18 protein-coding genes and 1 tRNA gene are annotated in these 25,019 nt (G+C 36.4%); 1 reads left to right on the forward strand and 18 read right to left on the reverse strand.

Translation table 11 applies throughout. The features are described 5' to 3' along the window. Nucleotides 1-15: 15 nt before the first annotated feature. The 7 genes from B3209_RS07120 to ispE form a co-directional block, all read right to left on the reverse strand. Nucleotides 16-1,680 carry a S1C family serine protease gene (locus B3209_RS07120; protein ID WP_296690306.1) on the reverse strand — a complete coding sequence of 555 codons (1,665 nt, stop codon included), beginning with the start codon at nucleotides 1,678-1,680 and terminating at the stop codon, nucleotides 16-18. Then, nucleotides 1,664-3,781, reverse strand: a complete 2,118-nt coding sequence (locus B3209_RS07125) for a hypothetical protein (RefSeq protein WP_296690308.1) — start codon at nucleotides 3,779-3,781, stop codon at nucleotides 1,664-1,666. Before B3209_RS07125 ends, B3209_RS07120 begins: the two co-directional genes overlap by 17 nt. After that, nucleotides 3,778-5,142 (reverse strand): tRNA lysidine(34) synthetase TilS, encoded by a 1,365-nt coding sequence (gene tilS / locus B3209_RS07130; protein WP_296662927.1) that lies wholly within the window; start codon nucleotides 5,140-5,142, stop codon nucleotides 3,778-3,780. Before tilS ends, B3209_RS07125 begins: the two co-directional genes overlap by 4 nt. 121 nt (nucleotides 5,143-5,263) lie before the next feature. After that, nucleotides 5,264-5,818, reverse strand: coding sequence for a 50S ribosomal protein L25 (locus B3209_RS07135; protein ID WP_296662924.1), 555 nt, complete (start codon nucleotides 5,816-5,818; stop codon nucleotides 5,264-5,266). Nucleotides 5,819-5,856: 38 nt separating this feature from the next. Further along, nucleotides 5,857-5,929 (reverse strand) — tRNA-Gln (locus B3209_RS07140). 21 nt (nucleotides 5,930-5,950) lie between these two features. Beyond that, the gene (spoVG, locus tag B3209_RS07145; protein WP_013701997.1) at nucleotides 5,951-6,229 is read right to left on the reverse strand and encodes a septation regulator SpoVG; all 279 of its coding nucleotides are present in this window, start codon (nucleotides 6,227-6,229) and stop codon (nucleotides 5,951-5,953) included. A gap of 96 nt (nucleotides 6,230-6,325) precedes the next feature. Next, the gene (gene ispE, locus B3209_RS07150) at nucleotides 6,326-7,213 is read right to left on the reverse strand and encodes a 4-(cytidine 5'-diphospho)-2-C-methyl-D-erythritol kinase (RefSeq protein WP_296662920.1); all 888 of its coding nucleotides are present in this window, start codon (nucleotides 7,211-7,213) and stop codon (nucleotides 6,326-6,328) included. 167 nt (nucleotides 7,214-7,380) lie between these two features. Here ispE and B3209_RS07155 point away from each other — a divergent pair, with 167 nt between their 5' ends. Beyond that, on the forward strand, nucleotides 7,381-7,674 hold the full coding sequence (locus B3209_RS07155) for a hypothetical protein (protein WP_296662919.1): 294 nt from the start codon (nucleotides 7,381-7,383) through the stop codon (nucleotides 7,672-7,674). An 85-nt stretch (nucleotides 7,675-7,759) separates the two neighbouring features. Here the strand turns inward: B3209_RS07155 and B3209_RS07160 are convergent, their stop codons facing one another. From B3209_RS07160 to B3209_RS07210, 11 genes are all read right to left on the reverse strand, one after another. Next, nucleotides 7,760-8,977, reverse strand: a complete 1,218-nt coding sequence (locus B3209_RS07160; protein ID WP_296662916.1) for an HD domain-containing protein — start codon at nucleotides 8,975-8,977, stop codon at nucleotides 7,760-7,762. Further along, on the reverse strand, nucleotides 8,977-9,777 hold the full coding sequence (locus tag B3209_RS07165; protein ID WP_295796130.1) for a hypothetical protein: 801 nt from the start codon (nucleotides 9,775-9,777) through the stop codon (nucleotides 8,977-8,979). Before B3209_RS07165 ends, B3209_RS07160 begins: the two co-directional genes overlap by 1 nt. Next, complete coding sequence (gene recN, locus B3209_RS07170; protein WP_296662912.1) at nucleotides 9,777-11,474, reverse strand: DNA repair protein RecN; 1,698 nt, start codon at nucleotides 11,472-11,474, stop codon at nucleotides 9,777-9,779. The genes B3209_RS07165 and recN overlap by 1 nt, the downstream gene beginning before the upstream one ends. After that, complete coding sequence (locus B3209_RS07175) at nucleotides 11,467-12,321, reverse strand: NAD(+)/NADH kinase (RefSeq protein ID WP_295796124.1); 855 nt, start codon at nucleotides 12,319-12,321, stop codon at nucleotides 11,467-11,469. The genes recN and B3209_RS07175 overlap by 8 nt, the downstream gene beginning before the upstream one ends. Continuing rightward, a complete protein-coding gene (locus tag B3209_RS07180) occupies nucleotides 12,318-13,394 on the reverse strand; it encodes a DegT/DnrJ/EryC1/StrS family aminotransferase (RefSeq protein ID WP_296662908.1) in 1,077 nt (358 codons plus the stop codon). Before B3209_RS07180 ends, B3209_RS07175 begins: the two co-directional genes overlap by 4 nt. 112 nt (nucleotides 13,395-13,506) lie before the next feature. Beyond that, complete coding sequence (locus B3209_RS07185; RefSeq protein ID WP_288506683.1) at nucleotides 13,507-13,998, reverse strand: chemotaxis protein CheW; 492 nt, start codon at nucleotides 13,996-13,998, stop codon at nucleotides 13,507-13,509. A gap of 69 nt (nucleotides 13,999-14,067) precedes the next feature. Further along, entirely contained in the window at nucleotides 14,068-14,829 is a 762-nt protein-coding gene (locus B3209_RS07190; RefSeq protein ID WP_296662905.1) for a ComF family protein, read from the reverse strand. A 50-nt stretch (nucleotides 14,830-14,879) separates the two neighbouring features. Then, the gene (gene mutS / locus B3209_RS07195) at nucleotides 14,880-17,471 is read right to left on the reverse strand and encodes a DNA mismatch repair protein MutS (RefSeq protein ID WP_296662902.1); all 2,592 of its coding nucleotides are present in this window, start codon (nucleotides 17,469-17,471) and stop codon (nucleotides 14,880-14,882) included. 67 nt (nucleotides 17,472-17,538) lie between these two features. Next, nucleotides 17,539-18,072 (reverse strand): OmpH family outer membrane protein, encoded by a 534-nt coding sequence (locus tag B3209_RS07200; protein ID WP_295796113.1) that lies wholly within the window; start codon nucleotides 18,070-18,072, stop codon nucleotides 17,539-17,541. Between the two features lie 37 nt (nucleotides 18,073-18,109). Beyond that, nucleotides 18,110-20,587, reverse strand: coding sequence for an outer membrane protein assembly factor BamA (gene bamA / locus B3209_RS07205; RefSeq protein WP_296662900.1), 2,478 nt, complete (start codon nucleotides 20,585-20,587; stop codon nucleotides 18,110-18,112). Nucleotides 20,588-20,608: 21 nt separating this feature from the next. Further along, nucleotides 20,609-25,012, reverse strand: coding sequence for a translocation/assembly module TamB domain-containing protein (locus tag B3209_RS07210; RefSeq protein WP_296662897.1), 4,404 nt, complete (start codon nucleotides 25,010-25,012; stop codon nucleotides 20,609-20,611). Nucleotides 25,013-25,019: the final 7 nt, after the last annotated feature.

The following is a 25,019-nucleotide window of genomic DNA, read 5'->3' on the forward strand; positions in this document are numbered from 1 at the left end:
TTTTTCGGTTTAGTTTTAAAAATAATATGGGCTGTCCAACCCTGCTGAAAATCCGAGGCTCACATCAAGATAGCCATTCTTTCTTTTCTTTGCGTAAAGCTTTATGTATGCGGCTTCTTTTTCCGGACTGAAATCAATTCCAAGAAGTTCAATAGGATCATTTTCGCTGAATCCAGTTTCATCTGCAACAGAGCCTTTTATAATTTTTACTATAGAATACTTTTTTTTGTTTGAAGGCGAAACTCTTACCATCTTCATTCCAAACATTGGATAAAAAGAATTCTCAAGCGAATCACGTTTAAAAAATTCATAACCCGGAGATAACGGACGTTTTTCAAGGTAAACAATTTTCTCAGATTCAGTTCCATCCGAAGATAAAATTCCAAGCTTTGTTATGATTCCAGAAGGCTGCTTCATAAAAGCAATTTGCAAATCCGCAAGTGAATTGATTTTTTCACCGTTAACGGAAATCACAATGTCATCTTCTTTTATTCCCGCACGGTCTGCGCTTCCACCGGGTAAAACATAAAAAACAGTAACGCCTTCATTTTTTGCGCCTGAACCAGGAAGACGTTTCGTCTTTCCGTAAGAAGCAACCCACGGATGCTCGCGCTCGCCTCCATTAAACAAAAACGGAAGCTCATTTTTTAAATACTCAACTGGAATTGCAAAGTTAAGTCCCTGAAAATTCTGAACTCCGGCAAAAACAACAGCCTGAACTCTGCCTTTTTCATCAATTAAAGGCCCGCCGGAATTTCCGCTGTTAATAGCCGCATCAACTTGAAAAACTGTTCCAGCCGTAAAAAGCTGTCTGTCTGTTGAAGAAATTATTCCGCTTGTCAAAGTTTTTTCCAAACCCAACGGAGAGCCAATCGCATAAACTTTATCGCCTACAGAAAGGTCGCTGCTAGAGCCAAGAGCAAAAACATAAGGAGCTTCAATTTCAGTTTTTAAAAGCGCCAAATCCAAAGTCTTGTCATATCCAACAACTTTGGCAGGAACTCTTGTGTCCGGGTCTTCCGCAAGTTTTATATAAAGCCTGGCAAATCCTTCATATTTTTTGTCAACCATGTCAGCAATAACATGATGATTTGTTACAATGTATCCGTCTTTTGAAATAAAAAAACCGCTTCCCAAAACAGCATCAGCATAGCCTATTCCACGTTGAATTTTTATTCCCTTGTCAACAAAGACAGTTACAGTGCCTTTTATCATGTCGGAAACACTTGCATTTGAAACTGAAGGAACAGAACCGCCCGGAACATTTTTGTAAGCTAAATTTTCAAGCTCGTCTTTTGACTTTGGAATTGAATTAAGCTCAGAATATCCTACCGCTTGCAAAGACAAATAATATCCAAGCGCATCAAAATATTTTTCTTCATCTATAGAGCGAATGCAAGATTCCACGCAAATTTTAGTTGTCTGCTCAAAAATCTGCTTGCATTTTTCATTTGAAGAAATTTTATCATACAAAATTTTTGCGCGCCACAAAGACTTTATTTCATTTTCTTTTGATAGCTTTTCAATAAGTTCAATTTCAATGTCAACTGCGCGTTCTTCACTGTAATCAACAGGTACAAAAATTTCACTGCCGCCTTTTATTGTTCCACAGGAAAAAACAAACAGCGCACAACCAATAGCAAAAAATAAACTGAAAAGTTTTTTAATTTTTATTTTCATTTTCTATTAAAATTCCAAAGTCAAATTTTTCAATGCGGATACAAAGCACTGACTGAGTTTCGTTTTCAACAGTAATCATAGAAAAGCCTTGAACATTTTTTTTATCAAGCTCTGATTTTGCATTTTTTGCCAGCGCGGAATATTTTTCAGGACTGAAAGAATTATTTTTCACGAGCCAGTAAAAATTTGAATCAGCATCTTTGCAAACAAAAAATTCTTCTTTTCCATTCGTTACTTTTTGCGGAATATTATTTTCAAATCTTACAACAACAAGATTTTTTTCTGGAACCGTGTAGAACATTGACTCTTCATAAATTCCGTCTGGATAAACAATATGGCGGACGTTCCATTTTCCATCACCGTCTGTATCCCAAGAAGAAATTTTTCCGCTGTTTTCTAAATATTCTTCAGTAAAATCAGGAACTGTATCTTTGTCCCTGTCAATCTGAATCATCCTAAGATAAAATTCCGCATTTTCAGATGGAAGCCCAAAAAGATTTTTTACAACTTGCCGCTCATCTTCAAGCGAATGGAAATTCATTTTTTTATCTGAATCAACTGAATAAAATTCTGTGGCCTCAAAAATTCCGTCTTTATCAAAATCAACAGTTCTGAAAACCGGAATGTTATTTTCAAAATGCGCCTGAGCATAAAACGTTCCGTCAGATGAATAATACAACGCCTGCTGAATATTTCCATCTAAAAGAACAAACCGAATTTTTTCATTTGCAGAAGTTGTAATTTCAAAATCAGATGCGGAATCAAGAAGCTCTGCGACATTTAATTTTTGCCCATCATTTTTTACAGTTGGAATAAAAAAGTCAAAGGCAAACTTTTCTGAAATTTCAGAATCACGCTCAATCAAAACTGGAGACCAATTCAATGTATCTGGAACAAAATTAAATTTTTCAACTGGAATTTTTTCTTGCACAAACTCTGCATAATTTAAATACGGAAATTTTGCCCAAGAAAAATTCATTTTCATTTCTCTGCAATATCCCAAAACCGGCATTCCAAAGTCGCACTGAACAGTCCATTCAAGCTCGCCATTCTGATTTTCATCAAATGAAATTTCTTGAGGACGTCCGCGTGAAAATTTTACAATTAAATTTTCAATTCCATCATTGTCAGTGTCAAAAGAAAACGCACCAGAAAAAGCTTCAAGGCATTTTTTTATATTATCGCAAGAATCATTTTCAGAAAGCTGCAAAATAAAATTCTTAAAAATCTCATAGTTAATTTTTTCGTCTGCGAATTCAAAAATGTAATCAACGGCTTCTTGCTCGCTGATAAGATTTTCACTCAAAGCTTCCTGAGCATAAAGCGGATGTTTAAAACCTTTTGCACTGAAAGATTTTAAAATTCTATTTTTATTTTCGCCAGAAGAAAACAAAGCGGAAAAAATTTCAAGTTCTGAATTTTCAGGCTCAAGTTGCAAATAAAAATCCAGTTGGGAAACAAAAAATGAAGCAAGCCTTTTTACAGTTGAATCTGAATCGTTCGGATTTTCATTTTTAAAAAATACAAGCGGAAACCTTGTATCAGAAGGATAAATTCTTCTTGCGCCGTCAATTTTATTTCGAGCCTTAGAAACAGAAGAAGAATCTTTCAATCTGTAAAGGCATTTTATTCTAATCAATTCAGAATCAGAAGAATACAAAAACGGCTGACTGTCCAAAACTTTTAACGCATCGGACATTTTGCCAGTATCGCAAAGAATATCTGCGTACAAAAGACGCGCATTGTCGCGGTTGTAATTTGACCAGCTGTCATTTTTTATCGCTTTTTCAATCAAAGGAAGAACAGCTGCCTTTGTTTTTCCCAACGCATTTTCAGAGACAGCATACAAATACCACAAGTCCGAAATTGAATCATCGTATGCAATTCCAAAGCAAGCCTGGCTTTTTGCAGCTTCCCAGTTTTTTTCAAAGATATAATTTGAAGCAGTTTCCAGACAACGCAAAGCAGTCTTTTTATTCGCAAGCTTAGAATTTTCATTTTCAGCAAAAGATAAATCCAAAAAATTCAAAAAGACAAAAATAAATAAAATTCTTTTTAAAAGATGCAGCGATTTCAATTTTTTATCCTGTTGCATTTTCATTTTACAATCCAATCTTTAAAGCCAAAAAGACTTCCCCACACGCAGCAAATTTCCTGAGCGGAATTATTTTTTTCCGGACAGATATTCTGAATCAGCGGAATTGAATCTCTGAGATTTCCAGTTTTCCAGTCATCCAAAATTTTTGAAACCTGCCTAAAAGAACCGTCTGCATTTTTCACAAAGTCGTCCGGCTGCCTGCTTCTGAACACAAACGGAAACTTCAAATTTTTCAAGCAAATCTCAGACGAATCAGTTCTTAAAAAAATTCCATCATCATGCGAAAAAACTTCAAAAGAAATTTCTCCAGCCTGATAACTTCCTTTTTTTTCTATTATAACAAAAAAACCGCTTTCTGTCGCTACTTTTCGTTTCTTTTGAATTAAAAACCTTCCGTTGCAAAATGAAAATTCAAGTCCGCCGCATTCTGAACAGCCGGCATTTTCAAAACACCCAGAAGCCAAACTAGATGCAAACGAATAAGGAATTCTTTCGGAAGCCTTTACAAAATCGATTCCTTTAAAAATTATTCTGATTTTTATTGCAAGCGGAAGTGAAGAAAATTTTTCAGCATCAAATGAAACTTTCTCATTTTCAAATTTGCAGTTAATTTTCAAAAGTTCTTGTTCAGCAAAAAAAGAAAGAGCTTCGTTTTCCGCGCGGCTCTTTTCAGCCAAAGAAAAAACCGCATTCTGCCAGCCTGAAAATTCATTGTCCAAAAAAGGAACGAGCTTATTTCGAATTCTGTTTCTGAAAATTTGATTGTCAAAATTCGTGCGGTCAGTTCTAAAAGCTATTTTTTGCAACTGAAGGTATTTCTCAATTTCACTTCTGGAAATATTTAAAAGCGGACGAATAAACTTTTCTCGCGTCAAAGGAATTCCACAAAAATTAGCCGAACCTTGCAAAAATCGCATGGCAAGAGTTTCAATCTGATCGTTTTTATTGTGGGCAAGGCACAAAAAAGAAATTCCTTCATTTTCTATAAAATCTGAAAATTTTTCATACCGAATTTTTCTAGCGGCATCTTCAATTGAAGTTTTAAGTTTTTTTGCAAGAGAAAGAATTTCACCTGGAGCCACATCATAGCGAACACATTTCACATCAAGGGAACGGCATACGGACTCAACATAATCGGCGTCAGCAGAGCTTTCCTCGCTGGCTCTGATGTTGTGATTTACGGTAACAGCTTTAACTTGAATGTTTAGAATTTTTTTCAGAGCAACAAGAAGCGAAATCGAATCAGCGCCTCCAGAAACTGCAACTCCGCCACAATTGCAAGAATCAAGATTTATATTTAGCCTAGAAAGACATAAGTTTAAATTTTCCAAAACTCTAGCTTGAAAATCCAAAATAAATTCCATAATTCATCTGCCTTAAAAAAGTTCCATTTTGAAAAAGCACAATAAAAAAATCCCCCTGCAAAACACAGAGGGATTCCATTCAGCAACTAAAAAATCTCATAATATGATTTTTAAAAACTGATTATTTTTTTGGAGGTGCAATAGAAACAACGAGAGATGCAGGATCAGAAAGAACTTCGATTTTATCACCAAGATTAAAATCAGCAATTGTAAATTTCTGTCCAATTTCAAGCTTAGAAACATCAGCTGAAATAAATTCAGGCAAATCCTGTGGGAGAGCCTTTATCTTGATTTCAGGAACATGTTTAACCATGAATCCGCCTTTAAGAACTCCAGCTGCAGTTCCAGAATAACGAATCTTATAAACATAAGTAAATTTCTTCTGACCGCTTACAATATGGAAATCAGCATGAAGAGATTTATCTGTTTTAATATCATATTCTGTATCTTTTATAAACGCCTTGTTTTCAACACCGTCAATTTTTAAAACAACAAGTGTAGTCTTTGTAATTGATCTCCATGCTTTTGAAAATTCATTGGCATCAATTTCAAGCATAAAGGATTCACCTTTTTCATTGTATGCAACTGCTGGAATCTTTCCCTGTGCACGAAGTTTTTTTGCATATTTTTTTCCTGATTCCGTGCGTGTTGTTGCATTAATAACAAACTGTTCCATTTTTAGAACTCCTTACAAATTTTAAAATATGTATAAAACTGGGACGGCTGGACTCGAACCAGCGGAATGATGGCACCAAAAGCCATTGTCTTACCACTTGACAACGTCCCAAAATATATGTGGACTAAAAACTTATTCTTCAGAAGAACCAGTTTCTATATGTCCCGCATTATATTCTTCAAGAATTTTGGACTGAATCGCATTGCGAAAGTCCGGGCTGATTGGATGAGCAACATCCTTATACTCACCATTTGCAGTCTTACGGCTTGGCATTGCAATAAAAAGTCCAGAAGATCCTTCGATAATCTTTACATTATGAACAACAAAGCAGTCGTCAAATGTAACAGTAACATAAGCCTTTAGCTTTCCTTCGCCTTCAACTTTGCGGATCCGAACATCTGTAATCTGCATAACAATCTTCCCTCTTTATAATAAAAATCTATAAAATCCCAAGCAAAATGCCTTAGATTTTCCTTTATCAAGCCATGAAGCTTGCATTTTATTATATCAGTCGCCTAAACAAAGCGCAAGATTGAATTCTTTTTCAAGAAGAACTTTCGCCTTTAAAGCCGTTTCTTTTTTTTCAAAAATGCCGAACACAGTTGAACCTGAACCGCTCATGTCAGCAAAATCCGCGCCACAAGACTTGAGCCTATCCAAAGCTTCAGCAATTCCTGCATATTTTTTTAAAACAGGAACTGTAAAATCATTTTTAAAGTTCCAGTTTTTTACAGACAGATTGTAAATCTCTTCAAGTGAAATTTTACTCTGCTTGCATTCCAAAGAAAGAGTTTCATCTACAAGAGCATAAGCATCTTTTGTAGAAACACTGACATTTGGAAAAACCAAAAGCACAGAAAAATCACTTCTATGCTGTATCTGCCTGACTTTTTCTCCACGACCTTCAACTACAGCTGCAAAAGGTTCAAATTTGCCGAACCGTTTTCCACCCTGCGCAGAAAGTGCATAAGTAAAGAAAAAAACATCGCTTCCGACTTTTCCTGCAATTGCAGAAAGAGAATCAATGCCCAAACCAGCTTTAAATAGATTATTTACGGATTGAATAAAAGAAGAAGCATCACTTGAGCCGCCCCCCAATCCACCGCCGGCAGGAATCCTTTTCTTAATTGAAACATGAACCCCTGAATCTATGCCAGTCAGCACGCAGAAAGCTTTGTACGCCGCAGTTATTGTATTTTGCTTCGGAAGTTCCATTCCAAAAGACTCAACTATGCAAGTATTTTTTTTATCGATTTTAGAAACACAAATTTCATCAAACAAACCGACAGTTGTAAAAATACTATGCAACTCGTGATAACCGTCAGCACGCTTAGGAAAAATTTCAAGTCCAAGATTTATTTTCGCAGGTGCCAAAACAGTTATACTGTCAGACATACACGAATATTATAGTGTTTTATTTTATTTCTTGTCAATAAGAAGAATTGAATTATGCATGTTTCTTTGTAAAAAAATAAAATTCAATTGACAAAAACATAACAGTATTTTACTCTTTGTATGAGGCTTTGTCAGCGGCAAACTAAATTACAAAAAGGAATATAGCAATGCTCAATGACGACAATGTTGAATTTTCATCAATGACCGGATTTTCTTATGAAGACGATGATTTTTCAGAAGAAATGTCTGATGACAATTTTGACGACGATTTCGAAGATGATGAATACGAAGATGATTTTGAGGATGATTTTCTAGAAGAATCTGACAATTACGACGAGCCTTATGATGATCAAGAGCCGGAAGACGGATACGACAACAGAATCCACGGATTTGACGATGGATTTTACAATGATGAAGAAGAAATAGAAGAAGATTCAGATCCTGCTGACATGAAAGGTTAAATTTATAAAAGCATTGGTTGGATTTCAGTTGTCTTGCCAATGCTTTTTTTGTACAAACAGTTTTTTTTTAGCAATGAAATATTTTTCAGTCTATAAATTCTTGAAATAGCTTTTTTGCATCGATTCCATTAATAATTTTTCCGTCGTCATAAACTTTCAAAAGATTCGCCTTTCCATCTGTAAGCTGCTGGCTTGTTATTCCGTAGCGAATTGAAAGTCCAGCCTCAAGCAATGCAGAATAATGGTCAGCAACACGAACCAAGCGGCCGTCCACTGGATTATATTTGTCTTCATTGAATGCAGAATTCAATTCCTCAAAACTTACAGGAAGAACGCAACCATCAAAAACACACCTATTCATAAATTCATCGCTAGTAAAATAAAGTATTTCATCGCAATAAAATTTTTCCATAAGCGGAACAAGCTCTTTTGAAACAATTTTATCTTCAATATCTTTTACAATCGCAGGAAGTCCATCTGTCGCTCGTTTTACAGGTGAAATTATATCGCGCGTAACACTTTCAGGCAAATCATGAAAAAGCCCTGAAAAGAAATTATTGTAAAGCCGTTTTGGGCACATTTTTACACCAGAATCACGGCACAAAAGCAAAGTCAAAATCGCAACAAAAAAACAATGTCCCAGCACAGAAGTCCGCGGAACTCTCGGAGTTTGATTCCATCTTGTCTGAAAACGAAGCTGCTCAATCCGCATTAAAAATTCAAATGGCTTCTGCTTCGTAATCAAAAGCTGAAGTCCTCGCAAATCAAGATATTTTTGCAAGTCGGCATTAAGTTCTTTACGAATTGAATCAAGACGCTCAATTTCATTTACCGGTGAAATCATTTCAAGTTCACGCAAAGTTGAATATTTATGCGCTGCCCTGAAAATTTTCACAGTAAGAGGAAGCTCTTTTTTTTCAGCGGAAAAACTGCTCAAATCCTTCAAATAGAATTCAAACTTTTTTAAAAGCTTCTTATCATCGATTAAATCTTTGTAACGTTCCAAGACCCATTCGTTAAGCCGAGCATATTCTTCTGGATATTCATTTTTTATAAGAGTCTGAACCGGGCTTTTTATATCGCAAAGCTGAATTTTTCTGAGCAAATCAAAAAGGCTCGCATAAATCAGCCATTCCCAGTCAATTTTTGCGCCGAGATTTTCTTCATATTTTGCAATTATGTACGCAACGACAGTTTTTTCAGCGTGCTTGTCCATTTCGATTATCTCAAAAGGACGAACCAAATCGTTCCAGCGTTCAATGGAAAATGCTTCGAAAATTTTCAGCGTAAATTCTTTTTTCATTATTTTGAGCTTCCAGCCTTTACATCGGCTTCCATTTTTGTTTTCCAAACAAGAGCTTTTTTTCTTATATTTTCAGATTCTGTGTTATCGCCAAGAGCCATTGCAATTCTTCTGTTTGCAATAAGAAGGTTTATCGCCATCCGCATATCGTCAAGCCGCCGGGAAGCAAGTTCGTAACGGTCTCGGTATTCCATTGCGCATTTGTCCAAAAGGCTGCGCAAAAGCCTTACGTAAATCACAGTTGTTTCGTAAACTGGAGAATTGTGGTCAAAATAATCTTTGCAAGCCTGCTTCATGTCTATAAAATTTTTTGCAACAACAGCATGACGGCCACGCATTTCAACAAATGATTCTTTCCATTTTGAATTTTCACCGAAAGCTTCAACAAGAAGATCAATCGCAAGTCCAATTTTTTTTACAATGTCAAGTTTTCTTCCAACCGGAACAAAAGCAACAGATGCCAAATGAGTTTCCAAATCAGAAAACGGACAGTCAACAATATTTGTAACAAGTTCTTCAAGATAAATTATAGATTTATAAATTGATTTTCTGGCATCGTTAAGAGTGTCATTGTTTTTTGTTTCAAGCATTTCAAGAGATATGCTGTTTATGCTCATTTGCAAAGTCGCCGTATAAATCATTTCTTCGCAAAGAAAAATCTTCTTTTCTTCAATTCCATCTTTCGCGCTTCTAAGAGCAAATGACTCGTCCTTTTCTTTTTTTAGGCAATCGTTGATTTTTTCTTTTATAGGGCGGACTCTTTCATTAAATTCTTTTCGCAACTCATCTGATATAGCCATTACCTTCCTCCGAATTTTTGCAGCATGGCAGCTGCGTGTTCAAGCGACTGGGAAGAATCTGAATCTCCAGACAGCATTCTAGCAATTTCTTTTACGCGCTCTTCGCCGGAAACTTCAAAAATATTCGAGGCAGTTGTATTTCCTTCCACGCCTTTTTGAATCTTAATTTGATTATCGGCATAAACGGCAATGCTCGCAAGATGTGTTATGCAAAGAATTTGCTTTTTTTCTGCAAGAAGCTTCATGTGGCTTCCAACTGAAACCGCAACTTCTCCGCCAATTCCAGTATCAATTTCATCAAAAACAAGAGTTCCCGCCAAATCTCCGTCTGAAAGAATTGTCTTCAATGCAAGCATTACACGGCTAAGTTCTCCGCCAGATGCGATTTTTGCAAGCGGATTCAAAGGAGAACCAGGATTCGCGCTGATTAAGAATTCGATATTGTCCATTCCGTAAGGACCGCATTTTTGCTCAACCGCATTTCCTTCTTTTTCAGTAAGCCCAACGCAAAATTTTGTGTCTTTCATTCCAAGACTGCAAAGAATTTTTTCAACATCAAGCGACATTTTTTCCGCAGAAACTTTCCGCTTTTCACTAAGCGATTTTGCAAGAATATAAACTTTTTTTTCAAGTTCTGAAATTTCTTTTTCCAAAGCTGATTTATCCAAAGCTGAACCGCCAAGCTCTTCAAGCTGCCTAGAAGCATTTTCAGCATAAGAAAGAAGATCGGCGACAGATGAATTTCGGCCTGTGTATTTTTGTTTCAGTCTAAAAATAAGTTCAAGCCGCTCCTGAACTTGCTCAAGTCGCTCCGGGTCAAAAACAAGCGAACTTGAATATCTCCTAAACTCGCCTGCAATGTCGTCAATTTCGTAAAACGCAGACTGAAGCCTGTTTTCAAGAGGCTCAAGGGATTTATCAGAATCCAAGGCTTTTGATGCAGTTCCGCAAACTTTTTTGAGCAGGAAAACAATTCCGTTTTCACCTTTACCTTCAAAAGCGGAATTTATTTCTTCAATATCAGCGTAAAGTTTTTCAAATGATGACAATCTGTTTTCTTCCGCCTCAAGTTCTTCATCTTCTCCAGCTTTTAAATTTGCGTCGGAAATTTCAGAAACCGCAAAATTCAGCATATCGATTTTTGCATTTCGCTCAGATTCATTGCTGTTAAGGTTTTCAAGAATTTTTCTTTTTTCAACAAGCTGATTATAAATTGAAGTGAATGACGAAACTTCGCCGACAATTCCAGCGTAAATATCAAGATAACGGCGATGCTCGGCAACTTTCATAAGCGACTGTTGCTCATGCTGCCCGTGAATATCAACAAGAAATGCAGAAAACTCAGCAAGAATCGCTCTTGTTACAGGAGTTCCGTCAATCCAAGCTGAAGATTTTCCATTGTCGCGGATAACTCGCCGGATTATTATGCGGTTTTCTTCAGATTCAATTCCATGCTCTTCAAGCCAAAGAAAAGTCTCTTTGTTTTCAAGGAAAAATACACCGGAAACTTGAGCTTCATGGCAGCCAGTGCGAATTTGTTCTGAGCCAGATTTTCCACCGAGCAAAAAGGCAAGGCTCCCAATCAAAATTGATTTTCCAGCTCCAGTTTCACCGCTTAAAACAGTAAAGCCTTTTTCAAATTCGATGTGCGCGCTTTCAATAAGAGCGAAATTTTTTATATCGAGTTCTTCAAGCACGTGGACCTCCTGACCAGTTTAGTTTGCTCTGCAATGCAGAAAAAAATTTTTCCTGTGTAGAACAAATAAGCTTTGCCCGAAATTCTGGTATCTTTAAAATTAAAGCATCGCCTTCTTTCAATTCAAAATCAATCTGACCATCGCAAGTCAAAGAAGCATCTGAACGGCTGCTCATCAAAGTTATTACAATTTCGCCTTTTTCTCCAAAAACCAAAGGTCTCGCAGACAAACTGAAAGAACTTACCGGCGTCAAAACTAAAGCAGAAAGCTCCGGCTCCACAATCGGCCCGCCAGCAGCAGCAGAATAAGCAGTAGAGCCTGTCGGAGTTGAAACAATTATTCCGTTTGTTTTAAAAGGTCCTAAAAGAGCGTGATTGTAAGCCACATTTAAATTTACAAGATGAGAAGATGGACAACTTGAAATAACACAGTCATTCATTCCGCAGCACCTGAAAACAGTTTTTCCTTTTCTCAAAACTTCACACTGAACTAGAGAGCGGCTGCTTATGTAGCATTTTTTCTTTAAGAAAAGCTCCATTTCTTTTTTCCAATTGTCTTTTGGAACTGCCGCGATAAAACCAAATTCACCCAAGTTTATTGGAAAAACTGGAATTCCTAAAGGCGCGCATCCACGGCAGGCAAACAAAACAGTTCCGTCGCCTCCCAAAGTTACAACAAAATCATAGCCTGAAAAATCAATGTTAAGAATTTTTGAGCGGACCTCTTTTCCGTCATATAAAAAAAGTGAATTTTCAATATTTTCTTTTTTCAAAAACGCTGAAATTTCATTTCCCAAAAACTCGGCGTTTTCTTTAAAAGAATTAGCTATGATAAGACATTTTTTCATGGTAAAGAAGACAACACCTTTACAATCTGAGCCGCATCTTTTTGACCCAGCCGAGGATACAATGGGAATAATGCGCAGCGCAACAAAAGTGAATTCGCGCAAATACATTCAGAAGCCAGTTCTTCCTGCCTGAGAGCAATTACAGAATTTTCAAAAGCCTGGCGGATTTCAATGTTTTTTTTCTGCGCATAGGACTTTACATCTTTAAATCCTGAATTCAAAACCAAAGGAAATGAATAAATTGTAGAACCGTCTTCCGCCGCGCGCACAAAGGTTTTATGCCGGCCAGACATTACAGCTCTTGAAAACAAAGCAAACAACTCGCGCCTTGTTTTTTCATTCCGCGAAAATTCTTTTAACTCAACAAGTGCTAAAGCCGCATTCATGTCAGGCAAAATATCTGTAAAAGGAGCTTCGTCCGCAATATGCTTTAAAACTGTCCATTCTCGGCGATTTGGAGCTATAAGCAATGCGCCGCCGCCAGAAGTTATAATATCCTTGTCTTCCATTCCAAGAATAGCGTAAAGACCGTACATTCCGGCTTTTTTCTCTACAGCGGCTTTCTGCTCTTCTCCTTCTTTTTTTTCAGGCTGTTCTTCAGCAGGATAAGTTGCAAAAACCGATTGCGAAATATCTTCAACGATAGGAATTCCAAGCTCCAAAAATGATTTAATTTCAGGAAGGATTCCCATTGTTTCATTTAAAATCAAAAGACGTCCACCATTTTTTATACATTTTTCAACAGACTCAATTGTTACAAGCCCATTTCCTTCACAAACATCAGCAGCAAGAACTTTATATCCTAATTTTTCCGCAGTAAGCAACTGATAAGACGGAGCAAGCGCGCTTACAATAACACCGCTTTCTTTTGGCAGATTCAAGGCTTTAAAAATGTACTCCAATGCAATAGCTGGACTTCTCAAGGCAATTGCGCCATCAAATCCAATCAGTTCTTTTGCAGTCTGAACAAGCCTCGTGTTCATTTCACCAGGTCCGATTTTTTCATCAACCATGCAGGTAAGAACAGCTTCCATTTCTTTGCGGCGAATTGTAGAACTATAAGTATGAATCATTTTAAATTCCTAAAAACATAATATTCACAGAAACAATAATTCTATTTCCGCATAAAAACACATCAAACGGACAAAAGAGAAGATGTTCTGAGAAAACAAGCATGAAAAGAAATCAGACAGCTTCCGGCTCAAGAATTTTCTGAAGTTCCTTTGCGCTGAACAACCTGCGTGTATCAAGGATAATAAGATAATTATTTTCCTGACGAACTACGCCGTGAATATATTCAGTACCAATTCCGCTGAGCATCTGTGGCGGCGGTTTAATTTCATCACCTTGGACAGGAACGACACGCGCAATTCTATCTATAATAATTCCGATTTTATTTCCTTCAATATCAAGAATAATAAATCCGCCTTCATCTTCACCGATTTCATCATCTGAAGCCTTCGCCATTTTCTTGATATAAAATCTTTTATGCAGATTTATAATGGGAATGACTTCTCCGCGCAAATTTATAATACCTTCAACATAAAAAGGAGCATTCGGAATAGGACGCACATTCTGAATCTTAACGATTTCCTTGACATCCATAATGTCCACACCATAAAGCTCATCTCCAAGCTGAAAAGTTACAAGCTGCAACAATGTATCTTCATCTGCCATAGATTTCTCCCATGAATCCATAAAGATTTTTAAACTAACACTTCTATTATTTTAATTCATAAAACAATTCTAGTCTACTACAAATAAAGACAAAACGTCTACTTTTGAAATTCCGGCATTTTTCAAAATTTCACAGCAACTTTCAACAGTAACGCCAGTTGTTAAAACATCGTCGATTAAAAGAACTTGTTCCGGCAAAGAATTTTCAGAATAGAGGCGCTTTAAAAGCTTTGACTCTGTGTAAATTTTTCCTTTAGAAGACAAACGCTTTTTTCTGTCTAGTTTTTTCTGCTGAATTTTTTCTGTGCGCACCAAAAGCTTTAAAACTTTATATCCAAATTTTACTTTGAGAATTTCGGAAAGCTCTTCAATTTGATCCCAGCCTCTTGATTTTATTTTTCCAGGACGAGGCGGAACAGGAACAATAAAAACATCTTCTGAAATTCTTTTTTTAATTACTGAATTGCAAATTTCAGCAAAGAAAAGCGAAAGGCTTCTTTGGTTTTGCATTTTCCATTCGAATAAAAGAGTTTTTGCCCAAAGTCTGTATGGAAAAACAGGAACAACTTTATCTGAATTTTTCAGAATGCGCTCCTCACGGCAAGACATGCAGATTTCATCTTCGCTTATTAAAGATTTTCCGCAGATACGGCATTTTTCACAATGAGAATTTTCTGCTTCATTATAAAGTTTTTTTGAACACGAAAGACAGATTTTTCCATTGAAAGTGGAATTTCCGCAGACACAACATTTTCCGTTTCCGAACATGAAGTTCAAAGCAAGCATTGCAAAACGTTTAAAATCATAAATTGTAAATTTTCTAAAAGTCATCAATATATGATTACTCGGAAAATAAAAAAAATGCAGTTTTTGTAAAAAATTTATTTTTCAGCCAGACATTTTTTCCATCGCAAAATATTTTGCAATGCCGCCATAGGAGTCATGTTATCAATGTCGCAAGAAAGAATTTCGTCAAGCACAAGTTCTTCTTCAGAAAACAATGAACCTGAAAAAATTTCAACTTTTGTTTTTGAAATTTCTTCTGTTTCAGTTTCGGGAATTATAACGGACGCATCGCCTTGAATTTTCTCTAATATTTTCCCTGCGCGTTCAATGACGGACTCTGGAATTCCTGCAAGCCGGGCAACATGAATTCCGTAGCTGTTCTCACTTGAACCTTCAACAACTTTTCTAAGGAAAACAATATCATTGCCGTTTTCCGCAACAGCCATGCAAAGCCGTTTCAAAGACTTATGCTCAAGCCTTGTAAGCTCATGATAATGCGTCGCAAAAAAAGTCTTGCACTTCAACGTATTTAAAAGATACTCGCTTACAGCCCAGGCAATCGAAAGTCCATCCTCCGTGCTAGTTCCCCGACCGACTTCGTCCATTATAACAAGAGAATTTTGTGTTGCGGAACGAAGTATTCTTGCAGTTTCAGTCATTTCAACAAGAAAAGTAGATTCTCCACGCGCAAGATTATCGCTAGCTCCAACACGGCAAAAAATCCTGTCAACAATTCCAATTTTCGCTTCATCAGCCGGAACAAAACTTCCAGTCTGGGCAAGAAGCGCAATAAGAGCATTCTGACGCAAAAATGTACTTTTTCCAGCCATATTCGGACCTGTAATCAAAGCGAACGATGCGGAATTTTCAGGCTCAGAGCCGCAAAGAGAAACATCGTTCGGAACAAATTCGCCGGCAGGAAGATGACGCTCAACAACAGGATGCCTTCCGTTTTTTACAAAAAATTCCAAGCTGTTTGACAAGACGTGCGGTCGGTTCCAATTGTAAAGAATTGCTGATTCTGAAAAAGAACAGATTACATCAACGTAAGCAATTTTTTTTGCAGCCTGCTGAAGATACGGAATATATTTTTTCAGTTCATTTCTTACTTCAATAAAAAGATTGTGTTCTAGCTCAAGAATCTTTGCTCCGGATTCATTTAAAGAATTTTCAAGTTCCTGAAGTTTTTCAGTTGTATAACGCTCAGCATTTAAAAGTGTTCTACGCATAATAAAATGTGGCGGAATTTTGTCAAGCTTGCCTTTCGTAACTTCTATAAAATATCCAAGGTTGCCGGTACTTTTTATTTTTAAATTTTGAATTCCAGTTTTTTCTTTTTCTGATTCAATGTATTCCTCAAGAATTCCGTTAAAATCATTTCGCACTTTTTTCCAGTAATCAAGCTCTTCCGACCAGCCGTCTTTTATAATCCGACCTTCCGTAAAAACTGTAGCCGGATCTTCGGCGATTGAATTTTCTATAAGATCAATAATTTTTTGCGCGGAGTCTTTTTCAGGCATAGAAAAATCGTAGCGTTCCAAAATTGTCTGGGACTTAAGCCAAAATTTAAGGCTGACTTTTAATGCCTGCAAATCTTTTGCATGAGCTCTGTCCATCGCAATTCTTCCAGCCAGCCTTTCAACGTCAAGAATTCCATCAAGATTTTCACGCACGCAATGCAGCAAATTTCTGTCTTTTACAAAAAGTTCAACATGGTTCTGCCTTGAATTTATTTCATTTTCGTTTGTAAGCGGAAAAGAAAGCCAAGAGCGCAAAAGGCGGCTTCCCATTGCAGTTTTTGTATTGCTAACAGATTCAAGCAAAGTATAACTAGAAGTTCCGTCACGCAAATTAAAAGTAATTTCAAGATTCCTGCGCGAAGAATCATCAATTATTACAAACTGCGAATCCTGATAAACTGAAATTCCTGAAATATGTGAAACTGGAGCGTTTGTAGTTTTTTCTATATAATCAAGAAGAAATCCTGCTGGAGGAACTTCTGGGCTTTCTTTTGTAAGTGAAAATGAATTTAAATTCGCAACTTTAAATTGCTTTACAAGATGCTCATAATTTTTTTCAGCATTGAAGTGCCAGTCTGGATACCAGGAAACGGACGCAACAGAAATCGTTTCAAGGACAGTTTGAATTTCCTTGTTACTTTTTAAACTTTCAGGAAGAATTATTTCCTTTGGACTGCACCTTCCAAGTTCTTTTGAAACATTCTCCGCAAATTTAGACTCTGGAAATTTTGTAGCCCGAAACTCTCCTGTCGTTACGTCAATGTAAGCAAGTCCTGTAAATCCGCCAGAAATAAAAATGGAAGCAAGAAAATTATTTGAGCCGCCGTCAAGATACTCGCTTTCAACAGTAGTTCCAGGCGTTACAATTTCAACAACCTTGCGCTCGGTAAGTCCGCGCTTTGCAACTTCGCCAACCTGCTCTGCAACCGCAACCTTTTTTCCCATCCGAAGCAGCCGTGCAATATAGCCTTTTGCAGAATGATATGGAATGCCGCACATAGGATTGTCGCCCTTATGCGTCAATGTAAGATTTAAAAGCCGTGAAACCTCAACAGCGTCTTCATTGAACATTTCATAAAAATCCCCTAGCCTAAAAAACAAAACATCATTCGGATGCTGTTTTTTTATTCCAAGATACTGTGTAATAACCGGGGTTTCTTCTGCCATTTTTTGCTCCAAATTTCAGACCATTGCCTGAATGAAAATTCAAAGGCAGGTTTTTATTTTTATAAAATCACATAAGCCCAAGTTGCGAAATAACTTGATCTGTAATATCAACAGAAGAACTGTACCACAAAATTGAATTTGATTCCTGAAGATTCAAAATCATGCTGTAGCCGCCAGTTTCTGCAACACGCGCAAGTGTATCATAAAGTTTTTTATAAAAACTGTTGTTTTCCTGAAGCGATTTTTTTAAGGACTCAAGCTCAGTGTTTTTTGCATTTGTATATTCATTTATAAAATCTGATTTCTTTGTAATCTGCGCTTCAATTTTCATAGCTTCCGTGTCATTGCCTTTGCGCTCAAATTCTATTTTCTGATCATTCAAACGCTGAAGCTCTGCAACAAGGCGGTCAATTTCTCTTTTAAATTCTTCTTTTTTATTTTCATAATTTCTTACAGGAGCGGAATTTCTAAAATACGCCTGATAAACTTTTGAAGTATCAACAACAGCGAATTTTGTAATCTGCTGCGCAAACGAAAATGCCGCCGAAAAGATTCCGAGCAAAACAAAAACAGCAATTCTTTTTGTAAAAAAAACTTTCATAAAAACTCCAATTAATTTTAAATTTCCACCATAAATACTAGCGATTTGTCATGCTGAATGAAAGAACAAAATGCCAGTTCTTACTCCAGTTGTAATCTCCATCTGCGTCCTGGTCAGTAAACACAGGAGAACCGTCCTTGATTTTAAATGTGTTGGCAAACAGCAAGCGCAAAGGAAACTGCTGAATAGAAAATCTAAAACTCGGACCAAAACTAAAATACCAGTCTTCTTCTTTTAAATTAAAGAACTGATAAGGCTCGTCTGTAATTGCAACTGCATCACCCCAAAGGTCAAGAGAGAAAATTCCTGGAATTACAGGCATTCTAAGCTCAAGAGAGTTGCACCACAAAGCTTTTCCACGGCCCTTGTCTGAATTATAAATTGTCCAGCCGCGTCCATTGAACATTCCGTCTATATAAAGCTGGTTGTTCTTTTTTATTGTTGAATCCAAAGCCGAGAACTGGAACGAAAGTCCAGAATATCCCATAAGGACAAGCTTTAATGCCCAAGAATCTGTTATTGGTTTATTTACAAGAGTGAAATATTTTTCAGCCTTTGTGTCTGTGCGCAAATAGAATTCCGTTTCTCCCCAGTCAGGTGCAAAAGGCAAAAATCCTTCGTGCATAAGTCCATACCAAGAAAGACGCTGGCTTGCAAACCATCCGCTTGAAGGATCCCATGAAATATTTCTTCCGTCCATAGAAAATGAAGTCCAGATAGAATTACGCGGTTCCCAGTTATCAGAATACTGGCTTATTGAAGTATCATAAGGAATCCAAAGTGAATCATCGTAAAGATTATTAATAAGACTGCTCGTAACACCGCCAGAAAGTGTAAGAATCGCAAAGTTCGGAGTCCAACGGTGTCCTAAAGAAAGTCCAAGGCTAAACTGATTCTGCTCATACTGCATATAATAGTAATCATTGTCAATGTCGCCGCTTGGAAGCATCTTGTCTCTTAGCGCGTAATTATTTGAATGAGAATAACTAAGTGAAACGTTTGTGCTTATAGGTTTATTGAAAAGCCAGTTCTGACCGTAGCTTACAGAAACAGACTGTTCATTTGTAGAAAGCGTTGTTCCAACAGAAGCAAGTTTTCCTTCACCAAAAATATTAGAATCCTGAATTCTTGCAGTAAGCGCAATCGGAATTTCTCCAGGATCTGAAACTCCACTGAACGTAAATCCAAAGTCAAGTGAGGTTGTGCTCTGCTCTTCCACGGTGAAAACAATGTCAACAAGATTTTCTTCTGAGCCTTGAAGAACTTCCGGGGAAACAGCAGAAAAATATTGAAGGTTGTAAAGGTTTCGCATTCCGTTTGAAATTTTTGCATTTGAAAAAATATCGCCTTCTTCAATCGGAATTTCACGGCGGATAACAAAATCCTTTGTTTTTTCATTTCCTTTTATAAGAATATTTTCAATGTGGCTACGCGGATTTTCCTGAATTCTTATTGTATATGAAATAACTTTGGATTCCGCATCTTTGTTTATATCAGTTGCAAATCTGTTTGAAGTGTAGCCGTTTTCATAATACAAGTTCTGGATATTCATTCTTGTTTCTTGAAATTTTGTCTCGTTGTAAACCGCTCCGGTCTTCAGGGTAACGAGATTTTCAAGTTCTTCAGTTGTAAAAACATGGTTTCCGTCAAAAGTAATTCCGCCGAAGTTGTACTGAATTCCTTCCTGAATCTCAAAAGTTATTTCTATTTCCTCGCGGTTCTTTTTTTCATTGTACGAAGTTTTTTGATCAATATTTACAACCTTTGCATCTGCATATCCGCGGTTCTGATAATAAGCAACAATCGCCCTAGAATCCGCAGACAAAGATGATTCCTGAAATGAACCTTTCTTAAAAAGTCCGGCTTCTTTTAATGAAATCTTTCCTTTTAGAGTTTTTGAGGAAACAACTTGATTTCCTGCAAAGCCAATGCTTTTTACAACAGTCTGGCGGCCTTCTCTGATTTTAAAAGTAACATAAGCCCCGTCGTCGCGCATTTCAAAAGAAGATTCCACAGAAATTTTAGTATAGCCTTTTTCAATGTAATAATTTCTAATAGCCCTTTCATCTTCAAGAACTTTGCTTTCTACAAAAATGTCCTTTGCCTTTAAAGAAATTTTTGACTTTAAATCAGCATCATGAATATATCTGTTTCCATCAAAATTTAATTTTATAACGACAGGACGCTCAACAACACTCAATATAAGATTTACGGTTTTGCCGTTGTCGGTATTTTTTGCAGCTTTGATTTCAACATCGTCAAAATATTCAAGGGAAAAAACTCTGTCATAAAGCTCGCTGATTAAATCATCAGAAAACGGCTTGCTTATAAAACTGCTTGTAACGCCGTCCAAGTCGCTTTGCTTTACATTTTTTAAATTATCAAAAACTATATTTTTTATAGGCTTTCCGTAAAACCAATCTTCCGAATCTGTCTGAGAAAAAACAGGAGCAGCAGAAAAAATAGCCACAACACAAAAAACAGCAAACACAAAAAAAGTGTTCTTAACGCGCATAAAATAAAATCCTCTATATAGTTAGAATGATACACGCCATGACAGTGTAATAGAAGTTGCCTGTGTCCACGATTGCTGGAGTTCGCCCAAGTCAGGAGCAAAATTCCATCTTATGTTGGCAAAAGGCGCTTCAAATTCCAAACCGATTTCCGGCTGAAAAACAAGACCGCTGCCAGAAGTTCCGCCAGAATCAACTTTAGTCTTGTCATAAGTCCAATGCAGCAAAGCATCAGCATAAATGTCATCGCCGAAGTATTTACCAATATAAACAGTCGAATTGTCAAATAAGTTACCAATTATAGAATTATTATCTGAAGCTCTGTTCATATTAAGTCCCTGCATAATTGAATTCTGCAGGATAGTGGTTCTGACAGAAAATATATCAAAATTACTCAAATCACGCAATGCACTTTCAATTTTTCTAAGAAGCGTAACCTGAACTCCATAGTCGCCTGCTGCAACGAGAAAGTTTCCGACAGAAGACGCATCGCCTGAAGCAATCTGTCCCAAAATTTCCATAATTTCATTTTCAGATTTTGCAGGACTCGAAGAAAGAACCGCATTGAACCTTGAAATATTTTGCGAGACTGCGGAAAGTGTAATTGTAACAGGGTCGCCGTTTGTGTCGTGCTCACGAGTTTCCGCGCGCACAGTTATAACAGGATCAAATTTATTCTGAGTTTCATCCAAAATAAGCTGACCTTGCTTAAGATAAAAGTTTCGGCTTAAATATGAAACTTCCCCTCCGCGCAAAACAATATCACCCTTTATTCCCCAAAGTCCAGTCGCAGTATCGGCATTTACAGAAATCGGAGTTGATGGAGCAACAAGGCTTCTAACCAATGGATTTATCGCAATCTGAACTTTTTTTCCAATCATCAAATCCAAGTTTATTGAAAAGTCAATGTCATTTGACGCAGCGGGCTTTTTCTTTTGAGTAAAGTCAGAGGCATTCATGGAAACTGAGAGCTCAGCATTCCGCAAACCAACAGAACCATTCAAACTTACAGAGCGATCTTCCATAACAAGAGAAGCATCTACAGAAGTGTAGCCTTTTATTCTAAAGTATGAAACCTTTGAGTCAATCGGAATATCCTCGTCCTCCAAAGTTGCAAGATTCAACTCAAGAGTTCCAAGCGACCATCTGTCCAAGGAAACAACCGCATTTGTCGCAAGAATTCCGTCTTTGATTTTAAAGTTTGTTTCTGGAATTGAAATTTCTTCCTGCGAAAAATCCACATTCATTTCGTCAGTTGTAAAATGCTCTGGAACAAACTGAGGTAGATTAAAGTCAACATCTGAAACAACAAACCGTCCGTCCATATCAGGATCTGTTATGACACCAGACAAATTTAAATTTCCTTCAACAATTGCTGAATAAATAGAAAAAAGTTTCGTATTAAAAATGCGGGCGCATCTTGAAACGTCCCAAAATATATTTTCAAAGTCAAGATCAACAATTTGCTTTTTTACACTTCCATTCAAATCAAAATGAAAAGGCTTGTCTTTGCCAACAGAAAAATTGATTTTTCCATCATCAAGAATTTCTCCAAATGCACCGAGATTTTCATCAGTAACAACATCGAATCTTCCTGGAGAGCGGATTACAGAAAACTTAAATGGAACAAAATCTGTAATAAGCTCGCTTTCAACAGAAGCAAAAGTTGTTTCAACTGAATAGGCTTCCGGGAAAAAGCCTTCTGGATTTTCAGAAAGATTTGAAAGCGCAAGTTCTATTCCCGATTCAATTTTCTTTTCTCCAAGATGAGCTTTAGCTTTTAATGAAGCAGTTCCAGAAAAAGTTTCAAAGTCAACATTTGAAGAAACTGAATCTATCTGAAAATTCTTCCATGAAACATCCGCGCCTGAAATTGTAAAAATATTTTCTATTAAAGAAGCCTCTGCCGATACCGTTAAATTCGAACCGCCAAGCAGAACAGAAGAGTCTATTAATTTTGCAGACAAATAAGGATTTTCAAAAGTACCGCTTGCAGACAATTCCGCATTTAAAACATTGCTTTCGTTTTGCCTCAAAAGGAAACGGCTAAAAGGAAACGAATCAACTTTTGCACCTGCTGAAAAATAAAAGTCACGTTTTAAATTATCCATTGAAAAACTTTCTTTCATAGGATTTGTAAGCTCAGCCTGAAAAGAAATTTTTTCAGAACTTTTTGGATCCTTCAGGTGAACCGACAAAGTTGAGCTGTCAAAAGTTTTTTCATTTATATTCCAGAAAGCATATCCTTCGCCTTCCAACTGCGCAAAAGAATCTTTGTAAATAACGCTAGAAGCAAGGAAACTTTTTTCATTCACCTCGCCTTTTATAGCAATTTCTGGCTTCAAACGGAATCTTCCAGAAAGTTCAGAAGCAGAAAAATTTTCAATAAAAAAGTTCCAGTCATCTTTTGACAAAACAGAAAAATTTGAATCCAAAGAAAATGCAACTGTAAAATCATTTACAGAAACCGGCAAATCTTTAAAACGCAAAGAACCGTCTATAAAATTCTTAAAGTCAACAGCGACATCAAGTCCGTAGTCCCCAGAAATGTTCAGCCAGTCTCCAAAAACAAAAAGTCCGTTAAACGCATAAGGAATCGAATTAAAACTAAAATCTGAAGAAAATGTCATCTGATGCTTTGGAAACTCCACATCAAGTCCGCCAGATACGCTCAATGAATTTTTTCCATAAATCAAATCAGCTTTACTTACTTGAACAGAAGTTCCAGTTTTTCCGCCTGTTCCATCAACAGATAAAAGCAAAACTTCTTTGTCTTTTTTTGTGTTAGCAAAAATTGCAAGCGGTGAATTGTAATTGTAATCTTTAAAATCTGTTGCAAAATAAGCTTCAATATTTGAAATATACGGCTCGGAAATTTTAACAACGTTGTCTAAAACATTCTTTCCATTTTTTTCTGTAAAAAAAGCCCCAGTCTTAACACCTGTTTCAACAAAGAAATTTTTCAATTCAGCAGAAGCTTGCAAGTACATATTTTTTCCAAGCTGAAGACTTCCGCTCGCATTTATTCTGCCAGGCTCACCATACTCAAGATGAGAATAATCGCTAGCTTCAATTGCAAGCTCAATAGACATTCCAAGCGATGAATATCCTTGAAAAGCCGTGAAGCAGCTATAATCTCCAAAATACAATTGCGGAATAAAAAAATCAAAACCTTTATTTTTTCGCGGCTCAAAAAAAATCTCAGCAGAAATTTTATTCCCATTAAAAAATGCGTAATGCTCAAGATTTAAATATCCAGAAGGTTGGAGTTTTGGAATATAAAAAGAACCTTCAAATGTTCCTTGCACGATTCCGCCAGTTGCAGAAATTTTTTTTATGTTTATATCAGTATTGTTTCCTGAAGCTTCAACATTCAAAGTCTGCGTTCCTTTTGAAAAGCGTTTTGGCAAGGAAAAAAAAGTTTTTGACTTCCAATTATATTTTAAAGAATTTAAATCAAATAAAAATTCTGAATCGGTTGAAAAAATAGTTCCTTTAAAAAAATTTACAACGGAGTGAAGTTTATGAGTTCTAACAACTTTAAGCGGATCAAAAGAATTTGACTTCAGCTTTGCTAAGATTTTTTTTGAGCTAACATCAAAGGAAAACATTGCGGAAAAAGGAAAAACTTCGCGCACAGAAAATATTTCAATCTTAGGACTTTTATAAGCCGCAAGAAATTCAACTTTCCTAAGAGAAACTTCGGCCTTAGAATAATTGTCAAGTTTTACAGTGCAGGAACTTCCAGAAATAGAATTTAAAATTCTTCCGTTCAATCCAAAAGTCGCGCCAAAACTTTTTTCTCCAGAATAGAATAAAAAATTTCCTTCGGATTTTAACCAAGCATCAACAGCAGTTTCGTTCTTTCCAAAATAAAAATTCTTTACTGCCAGAGAAAAAATTTTATTTTCCGCAGTAAAACTTAATTTAAAATTTTTTACCTGAACATCAAAAGGAAGAACAAAAGCAATTTTTTTAACCAAGGATTCAATTTTCTCAAAAGAAATTTCATCTGAATTATTTTTCTCTTCAGAAACAATTTTTGCAGAAGATTTTTTGCTTTTAATATTAACAGAAGCGTCTTTTAGCAAAAGTTTTTCAAACGCATTTTCAAAATCACCTTTTAAAATTTTGGACAAGCTGAAATGAATATAAATTTTATTTACAAAAATAATTTGCTGTCCGCTTTTTGAATCCAAAACCTCTATACCTTTTATGCAGATTTTTGATAAAATGGACGGAGACAAAGATTTGTATGAAATTTTCATGCCAGTATTTTTTTCAAGTTCCAGCACAACTTTTTTCTCATAACTTCTGATTGCTCCGTCAACTTTGCTATAAACAGGTTTCATCGCAGCAACAAAAGACGCAGCTATCAAGAGAAAAATAAGAATGCCAATGCTTGTCTTTAACACTTTAGATTTCATAAAAAAT

This window comes from Treponema sp. UBA6852, from assembly GCA_002449305.1.
In the GTDB taxonomy this organism is placed as follows: domain Bacteria; phylum Spirochaetota; class Spirochaetia; order Treponematales; family Treponemataceae; genus Treponema_D.